The organism is Dokdonia sp. R78006, assembly GCF_042466145.1.
Classification (GTDB): Bacteria; Bacteroidota; Bacteroidia; order Flavobacteriales; family Flavobacteriaceae; genus Dokdonia.
This window is the reverse complement of record NZ_JAXHBU010000001.1, coordinates 2,543,291-2,565,610: the sequence shown is the minus strand read 5'-3', so window position 1 is coordinate 2,565,610 and position 22,320 is coordinate 2,543,291. Positions and strand designations below refer to the sequence as shown.

The window sequence follows — 22,320 nt, the reverse complement described above, 5'->3', positions numbered from 1 at the left end:
TAATTATAAAAGCCGTCGCATTTAAAATATATTTGTAAGTAGTGAGTGAAGCATAAATTGCGTCACTTTCAGTACCATTTTATTGTATTGCAAAACCTAACTTTCTATGAAATTTATAGTCTCTAGTACATACCTCCTTAAACAATTACAAGTATTGGGTGGTGTGATAAACAACAGCAACACCTTACCTATACTCGATAATTTCCTTTTTGAACTAGACGGAAATACACTTACAGTTTCTGCATCAGATCTAGAAACTACGATGACATCAAAATTAGATGTGGAGTCTAGTGATAATGGTGCGATTGCGTTACCAGCTCGTTTACTTCTTGACACGCTTAAGACGTTTCCAGAGCAACCACTTACGTTTACACAGCACGAGAATAATACGGTAGAGATAAGCTCTAACCATGGTAAATATGCACTAGCATATGCAGATGGAGCAGAGTTTCCTAATGCAGTATCACTAGAAGATCCTAGTGTTGTAAAAATACCTGGAAGTGTACTAGCTACCGCAATAAGCAATACTATTTTTGCTACAGGAAATGATGATTTACGTCCAGTAATGAGTGGTGTATTTTTTCAGTTTGGTACAGATGGACTTACGTTTGTAGCAACAGATGCTCACAAGCTTGTAAAGTATGGTCGCACAGACGTTGTGGCTTCTCAAGCGGCAGAATTTATCATGCCTAAGAAACCACTTAACTTACTTAAGGGAATACTTTCTACTTCTGACGATGAAATCGCTGTAGAGTATAATGAGAGTAATGCAAAGTTTACATTTGATAATGTGGAGCTTGTATGTCGTCTTATTGATGGTAAATACCCTAATTATGAAGCGGTAATCCCAAAAGAGAATCCAAATAGACTTACTATAGATCGTAATCAGTTTTTAAACTCTGTACGTCGTGTTTCTATTTTCTCAAATAAAACTACGCACCAGATTCGTTTAAAAATAGCTGGAGCAGAGCTTAATATTTCTGCAGAAGATATCGATTACAGTAACAAAGCAGAAGAGCGTCTTACTTGTGATTATCAAGGTGATGATATGCAAATAGGCTTCAACTCTCGTTTCTTAACAGAGATGCTTAATAATATGAATGCAAATGATGTTTCACTAGAAATGTCACTACCTAATAGAGCAGGTATCCTTACTCCAGTAGATGGACTAGATGAAGGAGAGCAGGTAACAATGCTTGTAATGCCAGTAATGCTTAACAACTAAGATATTTAATATCCTTATAATAATGAGGTCACTCTAGCAATAGAGTGACCTTTTTTTATGCTCGTTTTTTAAAGTTGTATAAGATATATTAGGTAGTTACGCTTTCGCGAAAGCAAAAAAACACACTACGCTATCTCATATTTTATTCAACTGAAATCAGTACTTTTAGCATAATAAACAACACCTCATAAATGAAAAAATATATTGCGCTCATGGGATTGGGACTCATTGCCCTTTCCTGTAACGAATCAAAAAAAGTAGTAGCACCTGCTGCTCCTTCAGAACCTGTACTTATAGATGTCACTTCTCTTGAAAGCAATGAGAATGATGTGCGTAAATACACTAATACTATTACTGCAAATGAGCTACAAGACATGCTTTACGTATTTGCAGGTGATGATTTTGAAGGTCGTAACACCGGAGATCCAGGGCAAAAGAAAGCGGCTGCATACCTTGTAAACTATTACAAGCAACTAGAAGTGGCTCCAGGAAATAATGGAGATTATTACCAGATTGTACCTAACACCTTTTTTAGGAAAGGAAGTGATCTAAACGACTCAGAAAACATACTAGCATTTATAGAAGGATCAGAAAAGCCTGGGGAAGTGCTTGTACTCTCTGCACACCTGGACCACGTAGGAATGGACTCAAAAGGTAATGTCTTTAATGGGGCAGATGATGATGGATCTGGTACTGTAGCTTTACTTGAGATTGCAGAAGCTTTTAAACAAGCTGTAAAAGACGGAAAAGGACCTAAGCGCTCTATCCTCTTTTTACATGTTACAGGAGAAGAGAAAGGCTTATACGGGTCTAGATTCTACTCTGAAAATCCAGTATACCCACTAGCAAATACAATCGCAGACCTTAACATCGATATGATAGGTCGTAATGATGATGCCCACTTAGAAGACAATAACTACGTTTATTTAATAGGGTCAGATAAATTAAGTACAGATTTACATAATGTATCATCTGCAGTAAATGCAAAGTATTTTGATATTAATCTTGATTATCGCTATAACGTAGAAAATGAGCCTAACCGTTTTTACTACCGCTCAGATCACTACAACTTTGCAAAGAAGAATGTGCCTATCATTTTTTACTTTAATGGAACACATGAAGATTATCACAAGATAGGTGATACACCAGATAAGATTAACTACCCTTTACTTGAAAAGCGCACAAAACTAGTTTTTGCAACTGCTTGGGAACTTGCAAATCGTAAGGATAGACCTGTAGTAGACAAAGCGGAGAAAGAAGAATAAATTATTTTAAAAATTATTATGTGTTTTATTTAAGTAAATTCACCTAATAATCAACACTTTGAAAAAGGAGTGAAAAATTTCACTCCTTTTTTTATTAGAAAAAGTTGCACATCTTCTAATATTAATTATCTTTGCACTCGCAATTAAAATGGTGGTTGTAGCTCAGTTGGTTAGAGCGCTGGTTTGTGGTACCAGAGGTCGCCGGTTCGAACCCGGTCTTCCACCCTTATTCAAGTCTTCAGAGAAATCTGAAGACTTTTTTTTGTTATGTAAATAAGTAGCGCCTATTCCATTCTTTACATACTAGACATTAAAAAGCCACCCGTAGGTGGCTTTTTAATAACTCAGAATATTTATTCCCTAGTTGTTTAATGTAGTCTTATCTATTCCATATATTCTTAAGTATTGCGTTGTTGTGGTATCTGGGATAACAACTCTCATCTCATCATTTGATTTAATAGGATAAACCCTCATGGTATAGGCTTTCTGCTTACTAGACGCAAACTTTTCATCAACAATGAGATTTCCTGACATATCATATCTCTTAAGCAGTTGAGAAGGTAACTTCTCAAGAGCATCTAAGCTAGATACATTTGGCACGTGTTTGAAAGGTATCGAGGTAGGTATACTATCTAAATGAAACGAAGACGTCTGCCCTATGGCTACAACTCCAAACATTACAAAGCCAACAATCAATACCCGCTGTATCATCACTAATTATTTTAAATCAAATAAACTATCTACCGCTGGATAGCGCTCTACGGTAAAACCTTCTCCATATTCTGTACCTATGAGACGTCCTAGGTCTCTAGAGCGATAATTAATACTCTCCTTGAAGGTTTCGCTAGAAATTGGTGTATCACCATCTTTATTATTTGGATCGTGAAACTGTGAGCTGTATGCAAAGACGGCATCACATTTTTTATCTATAAACCCACTTACATCTACCACTACATCTGGCTCGATGTGCTGCCATTGTATATAGTGATACACAGTCTTAGGGCGCCATTTTTCTTGTGACTTTCCGTCTACAATGGTTTCAATCTTTTTCAGCCCGCTCAAAAAGCAAGCATCACTGGCAAGTTTACTTCCCTTTCCGTGGTCTATATGCCTATCTGTTATAGCGTTACAGAGCACCATTTCTGGTTGATACTTTCTTATTACTTCTATGATTTTGAGTTGGCTCTCTTTATCATTTACAAAGAAACCATCTGCAAGTGCAATATTCTCACGTACAGCTACACCTAGAATCTTTGCTGCAGCTGCAGCTTCCTCATCACGTATCTCTGCACTACCTCGAGTTCCTAGTTCGCCTCTTGTGAGATCAAGTATTCCTACTTTCTTTCCATTTGCTATCTCCTTTGCTATGGTTGCACCACAGCCTAATTCTACATCATCTGGGTGTGCTCCTATGGCAAGTATATCTAATTTCATATGTATGCTCGCTGTGCGAGTATCTTTTGGATTATTGTTATATAGTCATCAAACTTACGTGTGAATGACATTTCCCTTTATTTAATTACCGACTTTTAAGAACAAATAAAAAGTTAAGCGCAATCGAGTTTTAATCTGCGACTAATACTGTTTTTTTCAAAACAGCTTTAAGTGCTTGGTCTATATCTTCCATCAAGTCTGCCTTCTCCTCTATTCCTACAGAAAAACGAATTAAGCCATCTGCGATACCCTGTTTTGCTCGCTCTTCTTCTCCTAGTAATGAGTGCGAAGTTTGTGCTGGACATAACATCGTACTCTCTACACCTGCAAGACTCATAGAAGGTTTGATAAGTTGTAAGGCTTTCTGAAAATCTTCGGCATCAATGTGTGATACTAACTCGAAGGACATCATCCCTCCAAAACCGCTCATCTGCTCTTTGGCCAGTTTATAATCTGGATGAGACTTTAATCCTGGATAGTACACCCGACTTATCTCGTCTTTCTTATCAAGCCATTTGGCTATTTTCTTTGCATTTCTATTTTGAGCTTTTACACGTAGTGCCATGGTTTTCATGCTACGCTCAAGCATCCATACGGTAAGGTCACTTAGACTTCCTCCTAGATTTTTTGCTAGATTCCAGATGCGATCCATATGTTCTTGGCTCGCAGCAATTGCTCCTGCACAGATGTCACTGTGCCCTCCCATATATTTTGTTGCAGAGTGAAGTATAATATCAATCCCAAAATCTGCTGGATTCTGATTTACTGGAGAGGCAAATGTATTATCTATCATGGTCACAATGCCGTGTTTTTTGGCAAGTGTAGCAACCATCTTCATATCTGTCACTTTCATAAGTGGATTAGAAGGTGTCTCAATGTAAATCACTTTAGTTTGTGGAGTTATCGCTTTCGCGAAAGCGGCCTCACTCAAATCCTCAGTAAATGAATATGTGATACCGTACTTCTCAAATTCCTCAACTACGAGGTTATATGTACCTCCATATAATGTTTCTTGAAGCACAACATGGTCGCCACTTCTCAAAAAAGCCAGCAATGCAGTACTTACTGCCGCCATACCACTACCAAAGATCATCCCAGCCTCTGTCTTCTCAAGGGCAGCAATTTTCTTGCTTAATCCTTCTTGATTAGGAGTATTAAAGTAGCGAGGGTAGCGCTTTACATCTACATCCATAAAGGCATAAGAAGATGATAAGTAGATAGGAGATACAGCTCCTTGAAACTGCTCGTCTTTAATTTCTCCTGTATGCGTACAAATGGTATTAAGGCCTTTATGTGATTTACTCATAGTGTATGTTTTTTTTCAAATCTAAAAATACAAAAAAGGGTTACAGTAAATCAGCCAATTTATTATAGTTTACGAGGGTACTTACCAAGAAAATTCTTACACCACTAACGTTCAATATTTTACATTTTAATATAAAATTCTCGGTCTAAACTTAGATAAACTATCAGTTAAAGTAGCTACCTTTAAGACAATGAAATTAATCACAAATATCCACCAGCTTCTAGTAACAGGAGATTTTACAGCTCCCCTCTCTGGAAAAAATATGGAGGCAATGCCTTATCTCGAGAATGCATACCTCGTTATTGATGAAGATCTTATTTACGAATATGGTCTTATGGAAGACCTTCACCCTATTGCTGTAGAAGAGGTAATAGATGCCACCGGACAAATAGTGCTCCCTATGTGGTGTGACTCTCACACGCATCTTGTGTATGCAGCAACTCGTGAAGATGAGTTTGTAGATCGTATTAAAGGTCTTACTTATCAAGAAATTGCTGCCAAAGGCGGCGGAATAATGAATAGCGCAAGAACCTTACGTGAGATGAGTGAAGATGATCTTTATGAAGATGCACTAGTAAGACTTAATACTGCTATTGCAAGCGGTACAGGTGCTATTGAAATTAAAACCGGTTATGGTCTTACAAAAGATGCAGAGCTTAAAATGCTCAAGGTCATACAACGATTGCGTAAAAAAGTAAATATACCTGTAAAGGCTACATTACTTGCTGCACATGCTATTCCTGAAAATTATAAAACCAATAGAGAAGGATATATTAAAGAAATTGTAGAGGAAATGATTCCTGCTTTCGCGAAAGCAGACTTATGTGATTTTATAGATATTTTCTGTGAGACGGGTTATTTTACGGTTGAGGAAATGGATACTATTGTAACGGCAGGAGCTGCTCATGGTCTTAAGGCTAAAGTTCACGTCAATCAATTTAATAGTATAGGCGGAATCCAAAAAGCAGTAGCGCTAAATGCACTTTCTGTAGATCATCTAGAAGAATTAACAAAAGCTGATATATCAGTCTTACAGGGTTCAAGTACCATACCCGTTGCATTGCCTGGCTGTTCTTTCTTTTTGAATATACCATATACTCCAGCACGTAGTATTATAGATGCTGGATTACCACTTGCGATTGCAACAGATTATAATCCGGGATCATCCCCTAGTTCATCTATGAATTTTATAGTCTCTCAAGCTTGTATAAATTTAAGAATGACACCAGCAGAGGCTATTGTAGCAGCCACCATTAATGGCGCTTTTGCTATGGATGTAGCAGCAGAAACTGGAAGTATTACCAAAGGAAAAAAAGCTAATTTAATCATCACAAAACCCCTACCTTCTTATAATGCGATACCTTATCATTTTGGCGAAAGCCAGATAGATACTATTATCGTAAATGGAGGCATTTTATGATCATACCTAACTTTAACATCACAGCAGGAAACACCGTAAGCGATATTTTTATAGAAAATGGAATATACACATTTTATGACGCCATACGCGCTGTACATAAATTGCCTTATGGACGTATTGATAACCCACTTGATTTTGGAAACATCATTACTGAGGGGCGAGGTACTTGCAGTACCAAGCATGCAACGCTTAAGACACTAACAGATGAGCACGCAATCTATGGCTTACAGCTAGAACTAGTAATTTATGCGATGGATAATAAAAATACTCCTGGCATAGGAAATATACTCGAAAAGTATAATTTACCGTACATGCTAGAGGCACACACTGTCTTAGCATACGATGATGAGGTGTATGATTACACCTTTGCAGGTACTCATAATATGAGCTGGAGGGAGGCTGTGCTCATGCAAACTACTATCGATACAGATCAAATAGAAGATTTTAAGATGGAGTATCACAAATCTGTTCTGGAGGACTGGATAAAAAGAGACGAGCTAGCATATTCACTAGATGACATCTGGAACATACGCGAGCAATGCATTGAAGAGCTAGCTAGCGTAAAAATATTATAGCACCATGATTCAACTTCACATAGCCACACGAGACCATATACGTACTCGCACTTTTGTAAGAGAAGGCGAGACTAAACTAGGTGAGACTGTACAAATATGTGATAGCCTAGATGATATGGCCACAACTCTAGGAACATTTGTAGTCTTTGGTATTTGTGAGGATATAGGGGTTCAAGCAAATTATGGTAAGGCCGGAGCAAGAAAAGCTTGGGATAGCTTTTTGACCTCATTTGTAAACGTACAAGAAAATACATTTAATAAAGGAGCAGATATTATTCTCTTAGGTCATATCTCTGTATCTCCAGATATTAAAGACATCGCGCAGGAGCCTGCCGATTCTCTTGAAACTATTGTAAATAGAATTGATAGCAAGGTAGCTGCTGTAGTACAACGCATTATTGAGTCTGGCAAAATCCCTGTAATCATAGGTGGTGGTCATAATAATGCTTACGGAATTATTAAAGGTGCGGTTGGTGCTTTAAAGAAGCCAATTGACGTGATTAATTTTGATGCGCACACAGATTTAAGAAGCACAGATTATAGAAATAGCGGTAATGGTTTCTCCTACGCTTTTATGCAAGAAAAATATGCTTATTTGAATCACTATACCGTATTTGGACTTCATAAAAATTATACGCCACAATATATTCTTGAAGCTATAGAGACAGGTTCGTATAAAAATAAAGTAAGTCTCTTCCTTATGGAAGATATGCTCTTAGAAGCTGCTCAAGTAATCCAATTTACAAAAGCAAAAAGTACACTTTCAAAAAATAATCTTGGTATTGAAGTAGATTGTGATAGTATTGCAAACTTTTCAAGTAGTGCGCAATCTCCTACTGGTTTTAGCCTTGAAATAACACGCTATTACCTAAATGAGCTTGCTCAGTTATCGCAGGCTACTTACCTTCATATTTGTGAAGCTTCACCATCAAAAAAGAATAAAAAACAGATAGGAAAAGCACTCACCTATTTAGTAACAGATTTTATAAGAAACTACCGTGAACATCATTCCATATAACTCTCAATTTGCTGCAGATTTTAAAACTCTTAATATAGAATGGCTCGAGGCCTTTTTCTACGTAGAGCCTTATGATCTCAAAGTGTTGAGTAATCCCGAAGAATATATCATTAACAAAGGAGGTTTTATCTTCTTTGCATCAAAAGATGATCAAATTCTAGGTACGGTAGCGCTTATGCCTACTGGAAATACTGGTGTGTTAGAACTTACAAAAATGGCAGTTTCACCTTCGGCTAGAGGGATGGGTATTGGACAGCAATTGATTGCACATTGTATCGCTTTCGCGAAAGCGCAACACCTCAACAAACTCATTCTATACTCACACCGTAAGCTAGAAAATGCCATTCATATCTATAAGAAATGGGATTTTAAGGAAATTCCACTAGAAGAGGATGTTGTCTACAAGCGCGCAAACATTAAAATGGAACTCGCTTTTAACTAATTTTTGTCATAATGTAACCTACAAGACGATAACTTTGTTAATGTAATCCATTAAAACAATGTTATGAAATATTTATGTACCCTCTTTCTTATCGCTTGTACGATGAGCAGCTGTAAAGAAACTGCAAAGGAAACAGTAACCGTTACCACGGTAGAAGAAGTGGAAGAAATAACTACCACAACAGATTCAGAAGTAGAAGAGTTTGAAATTATCCCTATTGAGCATGCATCTACTATTCTTAACTGGGATGGTAGAACCGTTTATGTAGATCCAGTGGGAAAACCTGAGCTTTATAAAGGTTATAAAAAGCCAGATCTTATTGTAATTACACACCTACATGGAGATCACCTCAATGTAAAAACGCTCGAAGGTCTAGACACCTCAACCGCAAGAATCGTTGTGCCACAATCTGTAGCAGAAAAAATGCCAGAAGCATTTAGCTCAAAGCTAGAAATCTTAAATAACGGAGAAAAAATAGAAACTTTAGGTATCACGACAAAAGCTGTACCCATGTATAATCTAGGTCCAGTAGAGGAACGCCGTCACAAAAAAGGATGGGGTAATGGTTATGTACTAGAGAAAGATGGTAAGAGAGTTTACTTTTCTGGAGATACAGAAGATATTCCAGAGATGCGCAGCCTACAAGATATTGATATTGCCTTTGTATGTATGAACTTACCTTACACTATGACGGTAGAGAGTGCTGCTAGTGCAGTTTTAGATTTTAAACCTACACAAGTATATCCATTTCATTACAGAGGGTCTGACGGTCTGAGTGATGTCGCTACATTCAAATCTATTGTGAATAATGGAAGTGATGCTATTGAGGTTGTACAGCTAGACTGGTATCCTAATCGTGACTAAATATACATTTTAATACCAGCGTTTATAACAAAAGAAAGCCGCAATGGACCTAGGTCGCATTGCGGCTTCTTACTTAACCTACTTAAGTATCTTCTATTTTAAACTAAATGATGTTTGAGCAATAAGTACTCCTTTATCAAAAACGTTTACTTCGTACTTTCCTTCAAGAAAATCCTTTGTTGTTTTACCTATATTCTCACAGATATCAAGTGCAGTGTTCTCATAGTAAAATTTAGAAATTGCACTATAATTTACAACCTTACCATCAAAGGCCACTTGCTTATTTTCTCCTAGTGTTGCTCCAGAAGGATCAATGATTTGTACATATAACACACGGTCACCAGCTTCGGCAAGTCTGTTTTGTGGTACTGTATAGCAAGCTCTTAACTTATCTACTCGCTTATTATTTGCGTTTTCTACGAGTTTTCCAGAAGAGCGCTCTATAACTCCTACTGCTCTAAGCTTGTTTGCTGCAAGCGCAGATCCTAAGGTTACTCTTTCTGCTAGTGCAGAGTTTTCTAACGTTAGGGAGTCCCCTACTCCACGCTGTACTTCAAGTTCATAAGTTGTGCTATCTATACGCATAGCCAGCATCTGGTTACTACCGCGTAGTGAATCGTTTTGAGCAAATAAGAAATCACGCTCATTACGTAATTTAAATACTTCTGCTCTATACTTTCCTAAACTTGCAATAGTTGCATCCTTTTCCTCAATATCACCTATGAGCTTCTGGATTCTATCACGCGCATCATTAAGTTCTGTATCCTTAAGATTATTCTCTTCAATGACTACATCGTATTTACTCACCATTTCTTTAAGATCTGAGAGTACTACGTTCTTTTCCTTTGTGAGTTGGCTCTTTGTATCCTTCTCTTGATTATACAATTTTACAGCAAAGGCACCGGCTACGACAAGAAGTACTGCAAGGATTCCTGCAATAATCTTAATCCCGTTTCCACTTTTTTCGTTATCCATAATTTAATAGTTGTTTTAATGGTTATACGTTTAATGCAAAGAATTGGATTTTATTATAAACGCTTTAGCGAAAATATTCTTTTTACCATACAATTAACGCCAACTTTTAAAAAATGTTAAAATATATTCAAGGCTTAGATTGTAGGAGATGAGATTCTTAAACATTAGTCTGCTTATACCCGCACTACCATTAATTTTGAAATTCCTAATTTACATATAGCGGCTGAGAGGTTCGGTTATTAGTATTATTCAGTATAGAATAATTAAGCGTTACAAGTATTGAACTTTCATTTTTACGCTTTCGCGAAAGCGTAACACCTCAACACACGCTGCTATCACTGTTAACTAATATTAAAAAAGAAACCTACTCAAACTATTTTACGGAAATTGCAGTAATGAATAAAATCTACACAAAACTCAGATTACTATATAGTCAAGTTACTGGAAACATAGGCTTCTTCCCAAGTATTATAGCATTAATGGGACTTGCTTTTGCTTTTTTAATGCTCTACATAGAGGAACAAGGGGTTTCCAAATACTTTATTGACAACTTCCCGTGGCTCGTTATTAATAATGCAGATACTGCTCGCTCCTTATTGAGCACGTTTATAGGAGGGATTATCTCTCTTATGGTTTTTAGCTTCTCTATGGTGATGCTATTGCTCAACCAAGCTTCGAGTAATTACTCTCCTCGTATTCTTCCAGGTCTTATATCAAATAAAAAACACCAGTATGTATTAGGTTTTTATATTGCTGTAATCATTTATTGCATCATCATATTATTAAGTATTGTTCCTACAGATGATAAGAATCAGCTACCTGGATTTGCAGTACTTGTGGGTATTGTTTTAAGTATTCATGTACTTGCGGCTTTTATCTATTTTATTCACTCTATCTCACAAGCAATACAGATTAACAATATTACAGATCGCATTTTTGTTGCAGCTCACAAGAGGTTACAAGGCCTCATTGATAAAGAGAGTGAGGTTCAAGGATTAGATATTTTTGAGGATATTTCTGAGTGGCATGGATATAAAAGTACCTCATCTGGATATCTCAATGATATTGCATTTGATTCCCTATCTAAACTCGCCAAAGACTGTGACATCTCCATAAAAATGCTGGTTTCTAAAGGAGAGTTTGTACTAGTAGATGTCCCTATTGTAAAAGTGAGTAAAGAACTAGACGAAGAAAATCAAGAAATGCTACAGTCATGCTTTGGATTTTCTCGCAGTGAGATAGTAAAACTCAATTATGTACTCGGTTTTAAACAGCTCACAGAAATTGCAGTAAAAGCAATGAGTCCGGGAATTAACGACCCAGGAACTGCTATAACCTGTATTGACTATCTCACAGAACTCTTTGCTTTAAGAATGCTCAAGAAAGATAATAGCTACGTAGTAAATAATGAAGACAAAGCTGTCGTTTCCTTAGATACTGTTGATTTTGAAGAGCTTATCTATTTCATTTTCGCTAGCTTACGTCAGTACTGTAAATCTGATTTTATAATGATGACAAAAATGTTGACCTCCCTATATTACCTCAAAAATGTAGAAACTATAGATGATGATTATAAGAAAGTAATCGACACACAGGCTCATCTTATTCTAGAAGATGCTCAGGCATATATTAAAAATGAAACAGATTTAAAGAATCTAAAAGAGTTTACTGAAAAATTTAAGTAACCAAAATACTTAGAACTTGACCACCTTTAAATAAGATAAAGTTGGATCCACTGGAATAGTTGCTCCTCCATTTGTGCTATTTGGATAGAAATCAATTGTTGATGTAGTTGTTATCGTAAACACTGCTCGTTGTCCTTTTGGAACTATTTCTGCTTGTGTCTTTACTGTCGCCATCGTACCCATTATTCCTTCGGGAGTTCCGTTTATTCTAAGTAAATAATCGAAATTATCACGGCCAATGTTTACTTCAGAATCAATCATATAACTTCCCGGTGGTAGGGTAAGTGAACTACCGGAAATAGAAGCTCCTATGATAGAGTTAAAACTAATCTTACCAAAATTGAAAGATTTATCGCTAGTCGACTGCAATGTGCGAACGGTAGTCTTGCTATCTAAAAAAGTAGCAAAAAGAACGCCCTGCTTATCAAATTCATCAAGAAATTTTATCCATCTTGAGTAAGGTGCACTCCAATAATAAAAACCAACTTGGACATTGTTTACAGCAACCTTATTAAATACTAATAAACTATTTGCAGGATTTGCTATAGTTACTACATCTGTTAAGCTCTGTAATTCTACTCTTGGAATTAATAGTCCTTTGTCTATTCCTGCTATATCTAAAGAGCTTGAACTATCTGGAGACGTTGTATTGATACCTACTTGGGCGTTTATAGTCGTAGTTAAAAAAACTACAGCAATAAAAAATTTTAAAAGCTTCATAATCTGTGATTTGGGAATACAATTTTACAATTTCGCTTTATAACAGAAAGCTCTAATATTGAATAATTACAAAATTTTCGACAAAAACACTTTAATGCCCGACCAATAACATAATCCATAGGATATTTACTATAAAGTCAGAAGTAAACTACTTTACTCCCTACTCATCCAGTTCTCTAAAGTGTTTTTTCTTTTTGAGTAACCTATACTTGTAAAATCTCTACTTATAACTATAAACTTGCCTAGAACTGGAATCAAGTCGTTGATATGTAAAAAATCATTCCACCGAATCACTACGCTTTATGTTAGCTTTTTGCCATTTATAACCACAGAGAGTCCGTTTATTTCTATAACTACTTCTTGATCCTCATTTCTTATCAACTTGTTATCTATCAACTCCTGAAGAAGCCGGTCTTATAGAACGTGAGCACTCGCAATATCGTTTCTAAAGTTTTGCTATTACCAAGGGTTTTTAACCTCGACTTTGTCGCGCGCTGGCAGTTTGCTCCCGCAAGTGAGCTATCACTAGGGTATCGTGTAGGTAAAACTGCCTTTGCAGATAATGTAGATGGAGATTACTTAGACGGAATACATACACTTAGTGAGGCTACTGGTTTAGAAACCTTGAGTTTACGTATGCGTTGGTTTTTAGACTTTAACAGATTAAAAAAACGCAGTTAATGTAACAAAGTGAAATACTTTCCTACATATAGGGTATGTATAAATCATTTTTTCAAAATATAGCGACAGAGCAAGGAGGTACTTTTTTATACCAAGATCAAGATACTAGTATAGGTGGCGGCATACGCCTTCCTAAGGTTCAGTATTTATTAAAAATACCTGTAGGGGATACTGAGATGAATATCATCAATATCACTGGAAAAGAATTTTCTGGTCATATCTCTATGAAGTTACCAAAACAGCCAGAGAGTAACACTTTTGAACTAACTACAAACTCGCATATTAAATCACTTTTTATAGGCAAATCAAAGCGCTTTAATATCAATAGCGACAGCTCTCAAATGACTGAGTTTTTAAGAAACAACAGACATATTGCAATCTTAAAAGAAATTGCTCAAGAAGATAGCTTCCAGCCTATAATTACGGGTACAAACGAGGATGATCATTATCTGTTGATAGCAAAATATCATCTAGAATTTGATAATTGGAACAGTCCTCTGCTTCCAATTATGGATTTATTTAAAGAAATGTACACAAGGTTTGTGGTGAATAACGAACGCTTTGCAAATGATGTCACTATCAGTATGGGGTCTTAAATAACTCCTAACACAATCTTAAACAACTACCGCCTAGCGTAGTAATGCCATAGCTTTGTTACACTTGCCCTTTTATAAAGGGTGAGTATAACAACCAACCTATGAAACACTACGCCATAATAGGAGGAGGTCCCAGAGGACTTTTTGCTCTTGAAAGCCTTTTTACTGCCCTCTACAATAACGCTCCAAAAGCTCAAATAAAAGTCACTTTATTTGAACCTTTTAAATATCCAGGTTCAGGCTGGGTGTGGAATCCTGAGCAAGTAGCGAGCAACTGGCTTAATATTACTGAGCGTGCCTTACAAGACTTACCTGGCAGACCAGAAATAAAACTAGGTGATGATATCATCCCTACATTTCCCTCATATACGGAGTGGTTACCAGAAGAACAACAAAATCCTCCAGCGACGCATCCAGATCAGTTTCCTCCACGGGCAAAGATGGGAACCTACCTTAATGCCCGTTTTGAGACTATTGCAAGTGCTCTTAAGGGGTTTGACTTATTAAATATTGTTGAGGAAACGGTCACTAAACTCACCTATATTGCACCGGAATTCACAGCAATTACAGAAAACACATCAGTCACTGCAATAGATGAAGTAGTCATCACAATAGGACATCAGGATACAGAGCTTTCAGAGCAGCTGCAAGAATGGAAAGATCACATTGCACAAACTGATAAAGCCCTCCTATTTACAGAAGCCTATCCTGTAGAAAAAATGATAAATACAAACATTAACTCAGAGAGCGTAGTTGCTTTTAGAGGTTTTGGACTTGCAATGATTGATCAGATACGTGCGCTCACCTTGCAACGCGGCGCACATTTTGAGATGCTTGATAATGATACCAAAGAAGTAGCTTTTCACGCTGGAGAAAACCATCCGCAGCGGTTTGTACCTTTTACCTTAGACGGGCTTCCTATGGTGCCAAAACCTATAAATAAAGCGGTAGATAAGTGGTTTATGCCAAGTGATGATGCTATAAACGCTTTTGCGAAAGCGATACATAAAGGTGCCTGCGGCAATCACCCCGCAAAAGATCAATACTTTCTACTAGAAGCAATGGCAGCTGTTGTTGCTCCCTTGTTTTTAAAATTAGGAGACAAAGCCATACAACACGATCTTACTGAGGAAGAAGTTTATTTCTTGACGATAAATTACCTCAACAATAAATCACTTTCGCATCCCCTACTCCTATCACACCAGACGCCCGTTTTAGAAATGATGCAACTGCAGGTGGAAATGGCAGTAGGAGAAGCACCTGTTAGCATCGACTATTTTATAGGTCAAGTATGGCGACACTGCCAGCCTACAATCTACAGAGAGTTCTCATATCCAGCAATCGCAGATGATGTGGTTGCCGAAGTTATTGCGCTAGATGAAGCATCAAAAAGATATTCTTACGGACCACCCGTTGAAAGCACACAACAACTTATCGCGCTTGCAAAAGCAGGATTGTTAGATCTTGGTTTTGTAAATAATCCAGAAATCACTTGTGTAGACGGAGGCTGGCAACTTGAATCTAATGGTTATAAGGTTACGGTAGACGTGATGCTTAACGCTGTACTAGACTCTCCACAGCTTGTTACGGTAAATACACCTATCATTAAAAACTTGCTTAGCTATGAAATGATTGAGCCTAAACATACAGATCTAGGCATACGCACAGACGATTATGGTTATGTAGAAGTACCAGAGGGTAAAAGTTTTGTGCCACTAGCGGTATTAGGTAGACTATCTAAGGGAAGTGTGATAGGTGTAGATGCAATTTTAGAATGTTTTGGACCGCGCACTATAAGCTGGTCTGAGCGCAGTATAGCCTTAATGAAGAACGAAAAATAAAGAAGATGAGCAGAGGATTTGTAAAAGAAGATGACCAAGAAGAAACTCCTATAATTCCGCCTAGGGCAGCACTACCAGATGGTGTGACAAACTACGTCACTAATCACGGATTAACGCAGCTTAAGGAAGAGCTTAGTACGCTAGATAATAAAATCTCCACCCTAGATGAGACAGATGAGCGCGAGCGCAGGCGCGCACTCGCCGTACTTAATGGGAAGCGTAACTTACTACTGGAACGCATACAGAGCGCAAGACTACTTGATCATATTAAGGATGAGGGAGAAATACGTTTTGGCGCCACAGTCACATATACCATCGCTGGTATGTCTAAGCCTATTACTATCCAGATTGTGGGCGTAGATGAGGCTAGTGTAAAAGACAAAAAAATTGCCTTCACCGCTCCTATTGCTAGAGCACTTATTGGCAAAAAGGTGGATGAAACAACTACATTTCAGCTAGGTAATGAGGAGAAGAAACTCACTATTAAAAATATAGCCTACGTAGAGTAGTATGAGGTTTACGCTTTCGCGAAAGCGTAAAAACACATTTAAAAACAAGTTTACATATCGTAACTTTATCACTAAAAATAGAGCTACTCAAGTCCTAATTTATCAACTATGCAAACGATTCTATATAAAGCAAACAGTCGAGGAAACGCAAACCACGGCTGGTTACAGAGTTTTCACACCTTTAGCTTTGCGAGTTACCATAACCCCAATAGAATGAACTTTGGAGCGATGCGTGTGCTCAATGATGACACCGTAGCAGCTGGTAGAGGTTTTGATATGCACAGGCATCTCAATATGGAAATTGTATCCATCCCGCTTTCTGGTGATCTAGAGCATAAAGATAGTATGGGTAATCAGACGGTGATACAGCAAGGTGACATCCAGGTAATGAGTGCTGGGACTGGAATAGATCACAGTGAGTATAATAAAAATAGTGATCGCGAGGTTCAGTTTTTACAAATCTGGATTATGCCTAACCAGCGCCCAGTAACGCCTCGTTATGACCAGATTAAAATAAATGAGCATCATCTCAAAAATGAATTTGTACAAATACTCTCACCAAATCAAGATGATGAGGGCGTATGGATTTATCAAGACGCTTGGTTTCATATGGGGGAGTTTACACAAGAGCAAACGCTTGTACACAAACTACATAAAAAAGGAAATGGCCTTTTTATTTTTGTACTTGAAGGTAGCGCCCACGCCGCTGGCGAACTACTAGATAGACGTGATGCTATAGGAGTTTATGACATTGCCGAGCTAGAAATTACCGCACAATCTGACTCTAAAATATTACTTATCGAGGTGCCTATGCAGTTTTAATAAATCAAACGTTCAAACCTATGAGTAGTAAACCCATTTCAATTATCATTTGTTGTTTTATTTATCTTTTCAATTTATCTACACTTGCTCAAAAAAATGAAACAAAAGAATTTCCTAAGCTTAGTGATACTATACCGTCAGAAGGAATATATAATAGTAATCCTATAGGAGAATATAATGACGCATATTACCAGTTAGAAAGACTTAATGATAATATAGGACTACCTCCAAAAGAGTTTAATTTTACAACACCCCAGGCTACACTTGAACATTTTATAATAAGCTGTCGTGAGGGTAAATTTGAAGATGCGGCCTACGCATTAAATCTTAACCTTTTTCCAAAAAGTGTTACGAGGAAAGAAGCAGCAATCCTAGCAGAAAAATTTTACTTTGTTATCAATCAAAGAATAGCCATCGATTGGGAAGGAATTTCTGATAGACTTGATGGACAAGTTGATATCACTACATCTACAAACAAGAATATCTCCGGTAAACCAAGACGAAGTGTTGTTTTTGGAGAAGTCGCATTGGAAAATAGAGATGCAGTCTTACGCTTACAGAGAGTCAAGCTAAAGGAATGGGGTGCATTTTGGATAATAAGTGCTAATACTGTTGAAAATATTGAACCACTATATGCAATCTATGGCCCTCGAAAGTTAGATAGAGTAATGCCAGGCTGGTCTAAGGTAGGGGTCTTAGGAATTCCCATCTGGAAAATTATAGGGACTATACTCTTAGGATTTCTTGGTTATCTGCTAGGGCAATTTTTTTCTTTTTTTACCAGGAAACTATTCCTCAAATCAAAAAAACCATTACTCAAGTCCATCGCAACAAAAATGGCTAAACCAGCAGGCATAGTCATTGGTGTACTTTTCTTTTACCTTACTCTAACATATCTTATTTCGTTTTCTGGGAGTATGGCAAGTACACTTTACGCTATTTTATTAATCATTGTCATTGCCTCTATTGCTTGGTTTCTAATGAGCTTTATTGACTACATTTTTGCTTATGTTACAGAAAATCGTGTGGGTGATTCTTCTTTAGAGGAGAACAAGCATGCTCGTATGATGATGACTTATATATCAGTTGCAAGAAGGGTCTTGACAATCATTATAATTATAGTAGCTATCACAGTGATTTTTTCACAATTTAGATCTCTTGAAAAATTAGGAATTTCCCTCCTAGCATCTGCGGGACTTATTACTATAATATTAGGTGTGGCAGCACAGAATACTTTAGGTAACATCATAGCAGGTATACAAATAGCACTTACGCAACCAGCAAGTATAGGTGATACCATTAATATTCAATCCGAGTGGGGTTATGTAGAAGATATTCGATTTACTTATATGGTAGTACGCACTTGGGACTCGAGGCGACTTATAATTCCATTGAAAGATGTCATATCAAAACCTTTTGAAAATTGGTCAATGACAAACCCAAAACAAGTAAGACCGATAACCATTTATGCAGATTATCATATTGATGTGCAAAAAGTAAGAGAGAAGTTTGCGCAATTGCTAATAGACTCTGAGGACTGGGATGAAGAGCATGAGCCTACTGTACAAGTTACAGGTGTGACAGAAAAGTCTATTGAAATACGAGCGCTATGTAGTGCAAAAGATGCTTCTACAACATGGGATTTACACTGTAAACTTAGGGAACAACTAGTGCAGTTTGTAGCTTCACTTAATAACGGGGGATATCTAGCCAAACAGCGTCTTCAGATTGAGAAAGATGAGATTAATAAAATTGATAATTATTAATTTCGCTTTCGCGAAAAAAACATATGTACACTGTATTTTATATACAATTAGTCGTGAAACGAATTAGCACGGAGTATATTTAGTACTTTAATAACTAAGTGGTTATAAAAGTTGCATAAGCATGAATCTAAAAAATCTTTTACTAGCTGTAATTATATGTTCATTAGTTGGCTGCCAAAAAGAAAACAACCCTGCACAAATAAGTTTACAAACTGAGACTGCCTTAGACACTATCTATATTTCAGAATTTAATACTGAAAGACTGGTTGCAAAAATCTCAGATAGTAATCGGCTACAAGCTGTAAACTTAGTACATCCTACTGCAGTAACTATAAATCACAAAAATAATGATGATCCTTATCTGGCTATTCTAGCCAATAATAAAAGTTTAAACATTTTTCTTAATCAAGATGGTATTATAAACACCCATGATAAAGCAGATTCACTACTCAACAATCTCTGGCACAGCAACAACAAGTTTATAAGTGATAACAGTAGTTTACTTTTTGGTTCCAATAACATAGATACAATTCCGCTTGTTTTTGAAACATTCAGACAGGAAAGAGCTAATAACATTGACTTATATAAGGACGAAATAGGTACTGATATTTTGGAATTGTTACACTATCAGAATGATGCAAGAATCTATTCATTTCTATTCTATTATGGCAGAATGATAAAAGAATTAGAACCAGATAACACCTATTTTGATTTCGTTAATAAAATTCCGAAGCTTACGCTATCATCAAAATCTCTTCCTGATATTTATCTCTACAAATATGAAATTGAATATTTAAGAGAAAATGATGCAATAGAAAGTATTACTGATTTTTTAGCGTTCATAGATCAAAAGACGAATAACAAGGAGCTTGCTGATTACCTAAGAGCGAGCTATATCAAAGGTTTGATAGAAGCACCTACTTACTGGGAAAAACATGAGAGATTATTTAACACTGAGGTACTTACTCAAGCCCTCATTTCAGAAAAAGAAAATCCATACAATTACTTACTTGAAAAATCATCCAGCTCTTTTTATGTTTCTCAAAGTGGGGAAAAAGCTTACTTATTTACAGCAGAAGATGCATCTGGAAATCAGTACAAACTTGAAGATCACCTAGGAAAAGTAATTTTTATAGACAATTGGGCCACATGGTGCAGAGCTTGCCTTAATCACAGACCTAGTGTTTTAGAACTTGCTGATAAGTATAAAAATAATAGCGATGTAGAGATTTTGCTCATGTCTGTAGATAGTTCTAAAGAGAAATGGTTAAACTTTCTAAACAAAGAAAACTCTGAAATTGGTTATAATTTATTTATTGAAGATGGAAGAAGTGAAGAATACGGTCAACAATACAATATCAACTTTATTCCTAAATACATGCTCATTGGGAAAGATGGTAAGATTATAAATGCCAATATTCAAGAACCCTCCGTTGCGGTCGAACAGGCAATAGAAAATGCATTGAGGATGCAATAAGGTTTAATTTAGAAAAGATTGGTTGTCTTCATAAAACTATCAATGTTATATTTATTGCTTTCGCGAAAGCGTAACAAAACCATCTTAAAAGCTACTTACATACAAACTTATATAAATGATTATAACGACTACAAATAGTATACAAGGCAGAGAGATCACACAATACTTAGGTGTGATTACAGACTTCATCTATGCAAAGATTTACGATACTAAAGGGCTTAGTTTTCGAGATTCACTCAATAGAGATAAGATTTATGAGCGAAGTGAGGAAGGAATAGATGCTGCTAAACAAGAAGTACTCAAGAAACTGGAAGCCAAAGCTAAAGAAATGGGAGCTCACGCGATTGTAGGAATTACTATGGATGTTGAGGTAATTATTGAGAACTCAAAATTGGGAATTTCAGCAATGGGAACTGCTGTTGTATTGAGATAAGGATACATATAGAGCACAGTAAGATTCGCGATTTTCTTGATTGATAGTTTAGAAGTATCTGACATTCTAAAATCTTAAATCTTTCCCATTTAATATGGCTTTAAGAGAGTTAAGCATTTTTAAGGATAGTTTTGCATAACCAACCAATCCAATAAAATGAATTTCACTCTCAAAAACTTTTTGCAAGGTTTCGGCATTATTGCTGTCATTTTAACATTATTACCTCTTATTGCCGTAGATTACTGGTGGATACGCGTTTTTGATTTTCCGCATGCGCAGCTTACGGGGCTTACATTTATTGCTATTCTTACCTACTTTATACGGTTTGATATAAAATATTACAAAGACTACCTCTTTGTAATTATTCTTATTGCATGCTTTACATTTCAACTAGGTAAGATTTATGCCTACACGCCTTTTTCTTCTTATGAGGCAAAAGAAAGTACGATTACAGACGCTTCAAATACATTGAAAATTTACACAGCCAATGTTTTACAGAAGAATGAAAAGTACCAACTCTTACTCGACCAAGTAGCCGAAAAAAATCCTGACATTGTACTGCTCATGGAGACTGACCAACTGTGGCAAAATGCCGTACACAAAACATTATCTGCAACTTACCCTTATAGTATGCTAGAACCTCTAGATAACACCTACGGGATGTTGCTATACTCTCGCTTACCTATGTCTCAAAACAAAATTAATCATCTTGTAGATAAAGAGATTCCATCTATGGAGGCGATTGTTACCTTGGAGAGCGGTAATCAATTTCAATTATTTGCCATCCACCCTACTCCACCTATGCCACAACATAATCCTATGAGCTCAGACAGAGATACAGAGATGATGACTACGGCACTTCGTGTTTACAAAAGAGAAATGCCGGTAATCGTATTAGGAGATTTTAATGATGTTGCTTGGTCTAATACTACTTCGCTTTTTAGAAAGACAAGTACACTACTTGATCCTCGAATAGGTCGCGGGTTTTACAACACATTTAATGCAAAAAATGTGCTTATGCGCTGGCCACTTGATCATTTATTTATTTCGGAAGAGTTTCGTGTAAAGACTTTAAACCGCACAAAAGATATCAAATCTGATCACTTCCCGATGTATACAGAACTAACCTTTGAGCCGGGGAAAGCAAAAGAACAAAAGGCCGAAAAACCTTCTAAAGAAATTCTCGATAGAGCACAATCCCAATTAAAAGAACAGCATCTTCTTAATATGGAAATGCCTACAATTTCTAGTGATTAAAGTTTATCT

22 protein-coding genes and 1 tRNA gene are annotated in these 22,320 nt (G+C 36.7%); 18 read left to right on the top strand and 5 right to left on the bottom strand.

Annotated features, from left to right (window positions below; translation table 11 throughout):
- Positions 1–106 precede the first annotated feature (106 nt).
- From dnaN to SJY37_RS11410, 3 genes are all read left to right on the top strand, one after another.
- Entirely contained in the window at positions 107–1,225 is a 1,119-nt protein-coding gene (gene dnaN / locus SJY37_RS11420; RefSeq protein ID WP_108878628.1) for a DNA polymerase III subunit beta, read from the top strand.
- A 191-nt stretch (positions 1,226–1,416) separates the two neighbouring features.
- Positions 1,417–2,490 carry a M28 family metallopeptidase gene (locus SJY37_RS11415; RefSeq protein ID WP_298324420.1) on the top strand — a complete coding sequence of 358 codons (1,074 nt, stop codon included), beginning with the start codon at positions 1,417–1,419 and terminating at the stop codon, positions 2,488–2,490.
- A 150-nt stretch (positions 2,491–2,640) separates the two neighbouring features.
- Positions 2,641–2,716: transfer RNA gene (locus tag SJY37_RS11410), tRNA-His, on the top strand.
- Positions 2,717–2,850: 134 nt separating this feature from the next.
- On the opposite strand, the gene SJY37_RS11405 is transcribed toward SJY37_RS11410, so the two are convergent.
- From SJY37_RS11405 to SJY37_RS11395, 3 genes are all read right to left on the bottom strand, one after another.
- Entirely contained in the window at positions 2,851–3,201 is a 351-nt protein-coding gene (locus tag SJY37_RS11405; RefSeq protein ID WP_298324417.1) for a hypothetical protein, read from the bottom strand.
- A 6-nt stretch (positions 3,202–3,207) separates the two neighbouring features.
- Positions 3,208–3,924 (bottom strand): bacillithiol biosynthesis deacetylase BshB1, encoded by a 717-nt coding sequence (gene bshB1, locus SJY37_RS11400; RefSeq protein WP_298324414.1) that lies wholly within the window; start codon positions 3,922–3,924, stop codon positions 3,208–3,210.
- A 130-nt stretch (positions 3,925–4,054) separates the two neighbouring features.
- Positions 4,055–5,230, bottom strand: coding sequence for a PLP-dependent aspartate aminotransferase family protein (locus SJY37_RS11395; RefSeq protein ID WP_298324411.1), 1,176 nt, complete (start codon positions 5,228–5,230; stop codon positions 4,055–4,057).
- A 190-nt stretch (positions 5,231–5,420) separates the two neighbouring features.
- Here SJY37_RS11395 and hutI point away from each other — a divergent pair, with 190 nt between their 5' ends.
- The 5 genes from hutI to SJY37_RS11370 all read left to right on the top strand — a co-directional run bounded on the left by hutI (position 5,421) and on the right by SJY37_RS11370 (position 9,549).
- A complete protein-coding gene (gene hutI, locus SJY37_RS11390) occupies positions 5,421–6,650 on the top strand; it encodes an imidazolonepropionase (RefSeq protein ID WP_379953082.1) in 1,230 nt (409 codons plus the stop codon).
- Complete coding sequence (locus SJY37_RS11385; protein ID WP_298324406.1) at positions 6,647–7,225, top strand: hypothetical protein; 579 nt, start codon at positions 6,647–6,649, stop codon at positions 7,223–7,225. The genes hutI and SJY37_RS11385 overlap by 4 nt, the downstream gene beginning before the upstream one ends.
- 4 nt (positions 7,226–7,229) lie before the next feature.
- Positions 7,230–8,243: a formimidoylglutamase gene (locus tag SJY37_RS11380; protein ID WP_379953081.1), complete on the top strand. Its 1,014-nt coding sequence runs from the start codon at positions 7,230–7,232 to the stop codon at positions 8,241–8,243.
- A complete protein-coding gene (locus SJY37_RS11375; RefSeq protein WP_298324400.1) occupies positions 8,224–8,685 on the top strand; it encodes a GNAT family N-acetyltransferase in 462 nt (153 codons plus the stop codon). Before SJY37_RS11380 ends, SJY37_RS11375 begins: the two co-directional genes overlap by 20 nt.
- A 63-nt stretch (positions 8,686–8,748) precedes the next feature.
- Complete coding sequence (locus SJY37_RS11370; RefSeq protein WP_379953080.1) at positions 8,749–9,549, top strand: MBL fold metallo-hydrolase; 801 nt, start codon at positions 8,749–8,751, stop codon at positions 9,547–9,549.
- 93 nt (positions 9,550–9,642) lie between these two features.
- On the opposite strand, the gene SJY37_RS11365 is transcribed toward SJY37_RS11370, so the two are convergent.
- A complete protein-coding gene (locus SJY37_RS11365; RefSeq protein ID WP_298324393.1) occupies positions 9,643–10,524 on the bottom strand; it encodes a hypothetical protein in 882 nt (293 codons plus the stop codon).
- A gap of 395 nt (positions 10,525–10,919) precedes the next feature.
- On the opposite strand from SJY37_RS11365, the gene SJY37_RS11360 reads away from it, so the two are divergent.
- Positions 10,920–12,209: a DUF2254 domain-containing protein gene (locus SJY37_RS11360; RefSeq protein ID WP_379953079.1), complete on the top strand. Its 1,290-nt coding sequence runs from the start codon at positions 10,920–10,922 to the stop codon at positions 12,207–12,209.
- Positions 12,210–12,218: 9 nt separating this feature from the next.
- Here SJY37_RS11360 and SJY37_RS11355 read toward each other — a convergent pair whose 3' ends face one another.
- Positions 12,219–12,929, bottom strand: a complete 711-nt coding sequence (locus SJY37_RS11355; RefSeq protein WP_379953078.1) for a hypothetical protein — start codon at positions 12,927–12,929, stop codon at positions 12,219–12,221.
- Positions 12,930–13,382: 453 nt separating this feature from the next.
- Here SJY37_RS11355 and SJY37_RS11350 point away from each other — a divergent pair, with 453 nt between their 5' ends.
- From SJY37_RS11350 to SJY37_RS11310, 9 genes are all read left to right on the top strand, one after another.
- Positions 13,383–13,610 (top strand): DUF5916 domain-containing protein, encoded by a 228-nt coding sequence (locus SJY37_RS11350; RefSeq protein ID WP_379953077.1) that lies wholly within the window; start codon positions 13,383–13,385, stop codon positions 13,608–13,610.
- A 35-nt stretch (positions 13,611–13,645) separates the two neighbouring features.
- Positions 13,646–14,206 carry a hypothetical protein gene (locus tag SJY37_RS11345; RefSeq protein WP_379953076.1) on the top strand — a complete coding sequence of 187 codons (561 nt, stop codon included), beginning with the start codon at positions 13,646–13,648 and terminating at the stop codon, positions 14,204–14,206.
- Positions 14,207–14,307: 101 nt separating this feature from the next.
- Positions 14,308–16,047: an FAD/NAD(P)-binding protein gene (locus SJY37_RS11340; RefSeq protein ID WP_379953075.1), complete on the top strand. Its 1,740-nt coding sequence runs from the start codon at positions 14,308–14,310 to the stop codon at positions 16,045–16,047.
- A gap of 5 nt (positions 16,048–16,052) precedes the next feature.
- Positions 16,053–16,556 carry a GreA/GreB family elongation factor gene (locus tag SJY37_RS11335; protein ID WP_379953074.1) on the top strand — a complete coding sequence of 168 codons (504 nt, stop codon included), beginning with the start codon at positions 16,053–16,055 and terminating at the stop codon, positions 16,554–16,556.
- A 108-nt stretch (positions 16,557–16,664) separates the two neighbouring features.
- On the top strand, positions 16,665–17,378 hold the full coding sequence (locus tag SJY37_RS11330) for a pirin family protein (RefSeq protein ID WP_379953073.1): 714 nt from the start codon (positions 16,665–16,667) through the stop codon (positions 17,376–17,378).
- A gap of 20 nt (positions 17,379–17,398) precedes the next feature.
- Positions 17,399–19,144, top strand: coding sequence for a mechanosensitive ion channel family protein (locus tag SJY37_RS11325; RefSeq protein WP_379953072.1), 1,746 nt, complete (start codon positions 17,399–17,401; stop codon positions 19,142–19,144).
- 121 nt (positions 19,145–19,265) lie between these two features.
- Positions 19,266–20,621 (top strand): TlpA family protein disulfide reductase, encoded by a 1,356-nt coding sequence (locus tag SJY37_RS11320; protein WP_379953071.1) that lies wholly within the window; start codon positions 19,266–19,268, stop codon positions 20,619–20,621.
- Positions 20,622–20,736: 115 nt separating this feature from the next.
- Entirely contained in the window at positions 20,737–21,054 is a 318-nt protein-coding gene (locus SJY37_RS11315) for a YbjQ family protein (RefSeq protein WP_298324369.1), read from the top strand.
- 156 nt (positions 21,055–21,210) lie between these two features.
- On the top strand, positions 21,211–22,311 hold the full coding sequence (locus SJY37_RS11310) for an endonuclease/exonuclease/phosphatase family protein (protein ID WP_298324366.1): 1,101 nt from the start codon (positions 21,211–21,213) through the stop codon (positions 22,309–22,311).
- The last annotated feature ends 9 nt before the right edge of the window (positions 22,312–22,320 follow it).

Excerpts from the sequence above, each read along its gene's own strand:
- dnaN (WP_108878628.1), top strand. The coding sequence starts at position 107 with ATGAAATTTATAGTCTCTAGTACATACCTCCTTAAACAATTACAAGTA.
- SJY37_RS11415 (WP_298324420.1), top strand. The coding sequence starts at position 1,417 with ATGAAAAAATATATTGCGCTCATGGGATTGGGACTCATTGCCCTTTCC.
- SJY37_RS11405 (WP_298324417.1), bottom strand. The coding sequence starts at position 3,201 with ATGATACAGCGGGTATTGATTGTTGGCTTTGTAATGTTTGGAGTTGTA.
- bshB1 (WP_298324414.1), bottom strand. The coding sequence starts at position 3,924 with ATGAAATTAGATATACTTGCCATAGGAGCACACCCAGATGATGTAGAA.
- SJY37_RS11395 (WP_298324411.1), bottom strand. The coding sequence starts at position 5,230 with ATGAGTAAATCACATAAAGGCCTTAATACCATTTGTACGCATACAGGA.
- hutI (WP_379953082.1), top strand. The coding sequence starts at position 5,421 with ATGAAATTAATCACAAATATCCACCAGCTTCTAGTAACAGGAGATTTT.
- SJY37_RS11385 (WP_298324406.1), top strand. The coding sequence starts at position 6,647 with ATGATCATACCTAACTTTAACATCACAGCAGGAAACACCGTAAGCGAT.
- SJY37_RS11380 (WP_379953081.1), top strand. The coding sequence starts at position 7,230 with ATGATTCAACTTCACATAGCCACACGAGACCATATACGTACTCGCACT.
- SJY37_RS11370 (WP_379953080.1), top strand. The coding sequence starts at position 8,749 with ATGAAATATTTATGTACCCTCTTTCTTATCGCTTGTACGATGAGCAGC.
- SJY37_RS11365 (WP_298324393.1), bottom strand. The coding sequence starts at position 10,524 with ATGGATAACGAAAAAAGTGGAAACGGGATTAAGATTATTGCAGGAATC.
- SJY37_RS11360 (WP_379953079.1), top strand. The coding sequence starts at position 10,920 with ATGAATAAAATCTACACAAAACTCAGATTACTATATAGTCAAGTTACT.
- SJY37_RS11355 (WP_379953078.1), bottom strand. The coding sequence starts at position 12,929 with ATGAAGCTTTTAAAATTTTTTATTGCTGTAGTTTTTTTAACTACGACT.
- SJY37_RS11345 (WP_379953076.1), top strand. The coding sequence starts at position 13,646 with ATGTATAAATCATTTTTTCAAAATATAGCGACAGAGCAAGGAGGTACT.
- SJY37_RS11340 (WP_379953075.1), top strand. The coding sequence starts at position 14,308 with ATGAAACACTACGCCATAATAGGAGGAGGTCCCAGAGGACTTTTTGCT.
- SJY37_RS11335 (WP_379953074.1), top strand. The coding sequence starts at position 16,053 with ATGAGCAGAGGATTTGTAAAAGAAGATGACCAAGAAGAAACTCCTATA.
- SJY37_RS11330 (WP_379953073.1), top strand. The coding sequence starts at position 16,665 with ATGCAAACGATTCTATATAAAGCAAACAGTCGAGGAAACGCAAACCAC.
- SJY37_RS11325 (WP_379953072.1), top strand. The coding sequence starts at position 17,399 with ATGAGTAGTAAACCCATTTCAATTATCATTTGTTGTTTTATTTATCTT.
- SJY37_RS11320 (WP_379953071.1), top strand. The coding sequence starts at position 19,266 with ATGAATCTAAAAAATCTTTTACTAGCTGTAATTATATGTTCATTAGTT.
- SJY37_RS11315 (WP_298324369.1), top strand. The coding sequence starts at position 20,737 with ATGATTATAACGACTACAAATAGTATACAAGGCAGAGAGATCACACAA.
- SJY37_RS11310 (WP_298324366.1), top strand. The coding sequence starts at position 21,211 with ATGAATTTCACTCTCAAAAACTTTTTGCAAGGTTTCGGCATTATTGCT.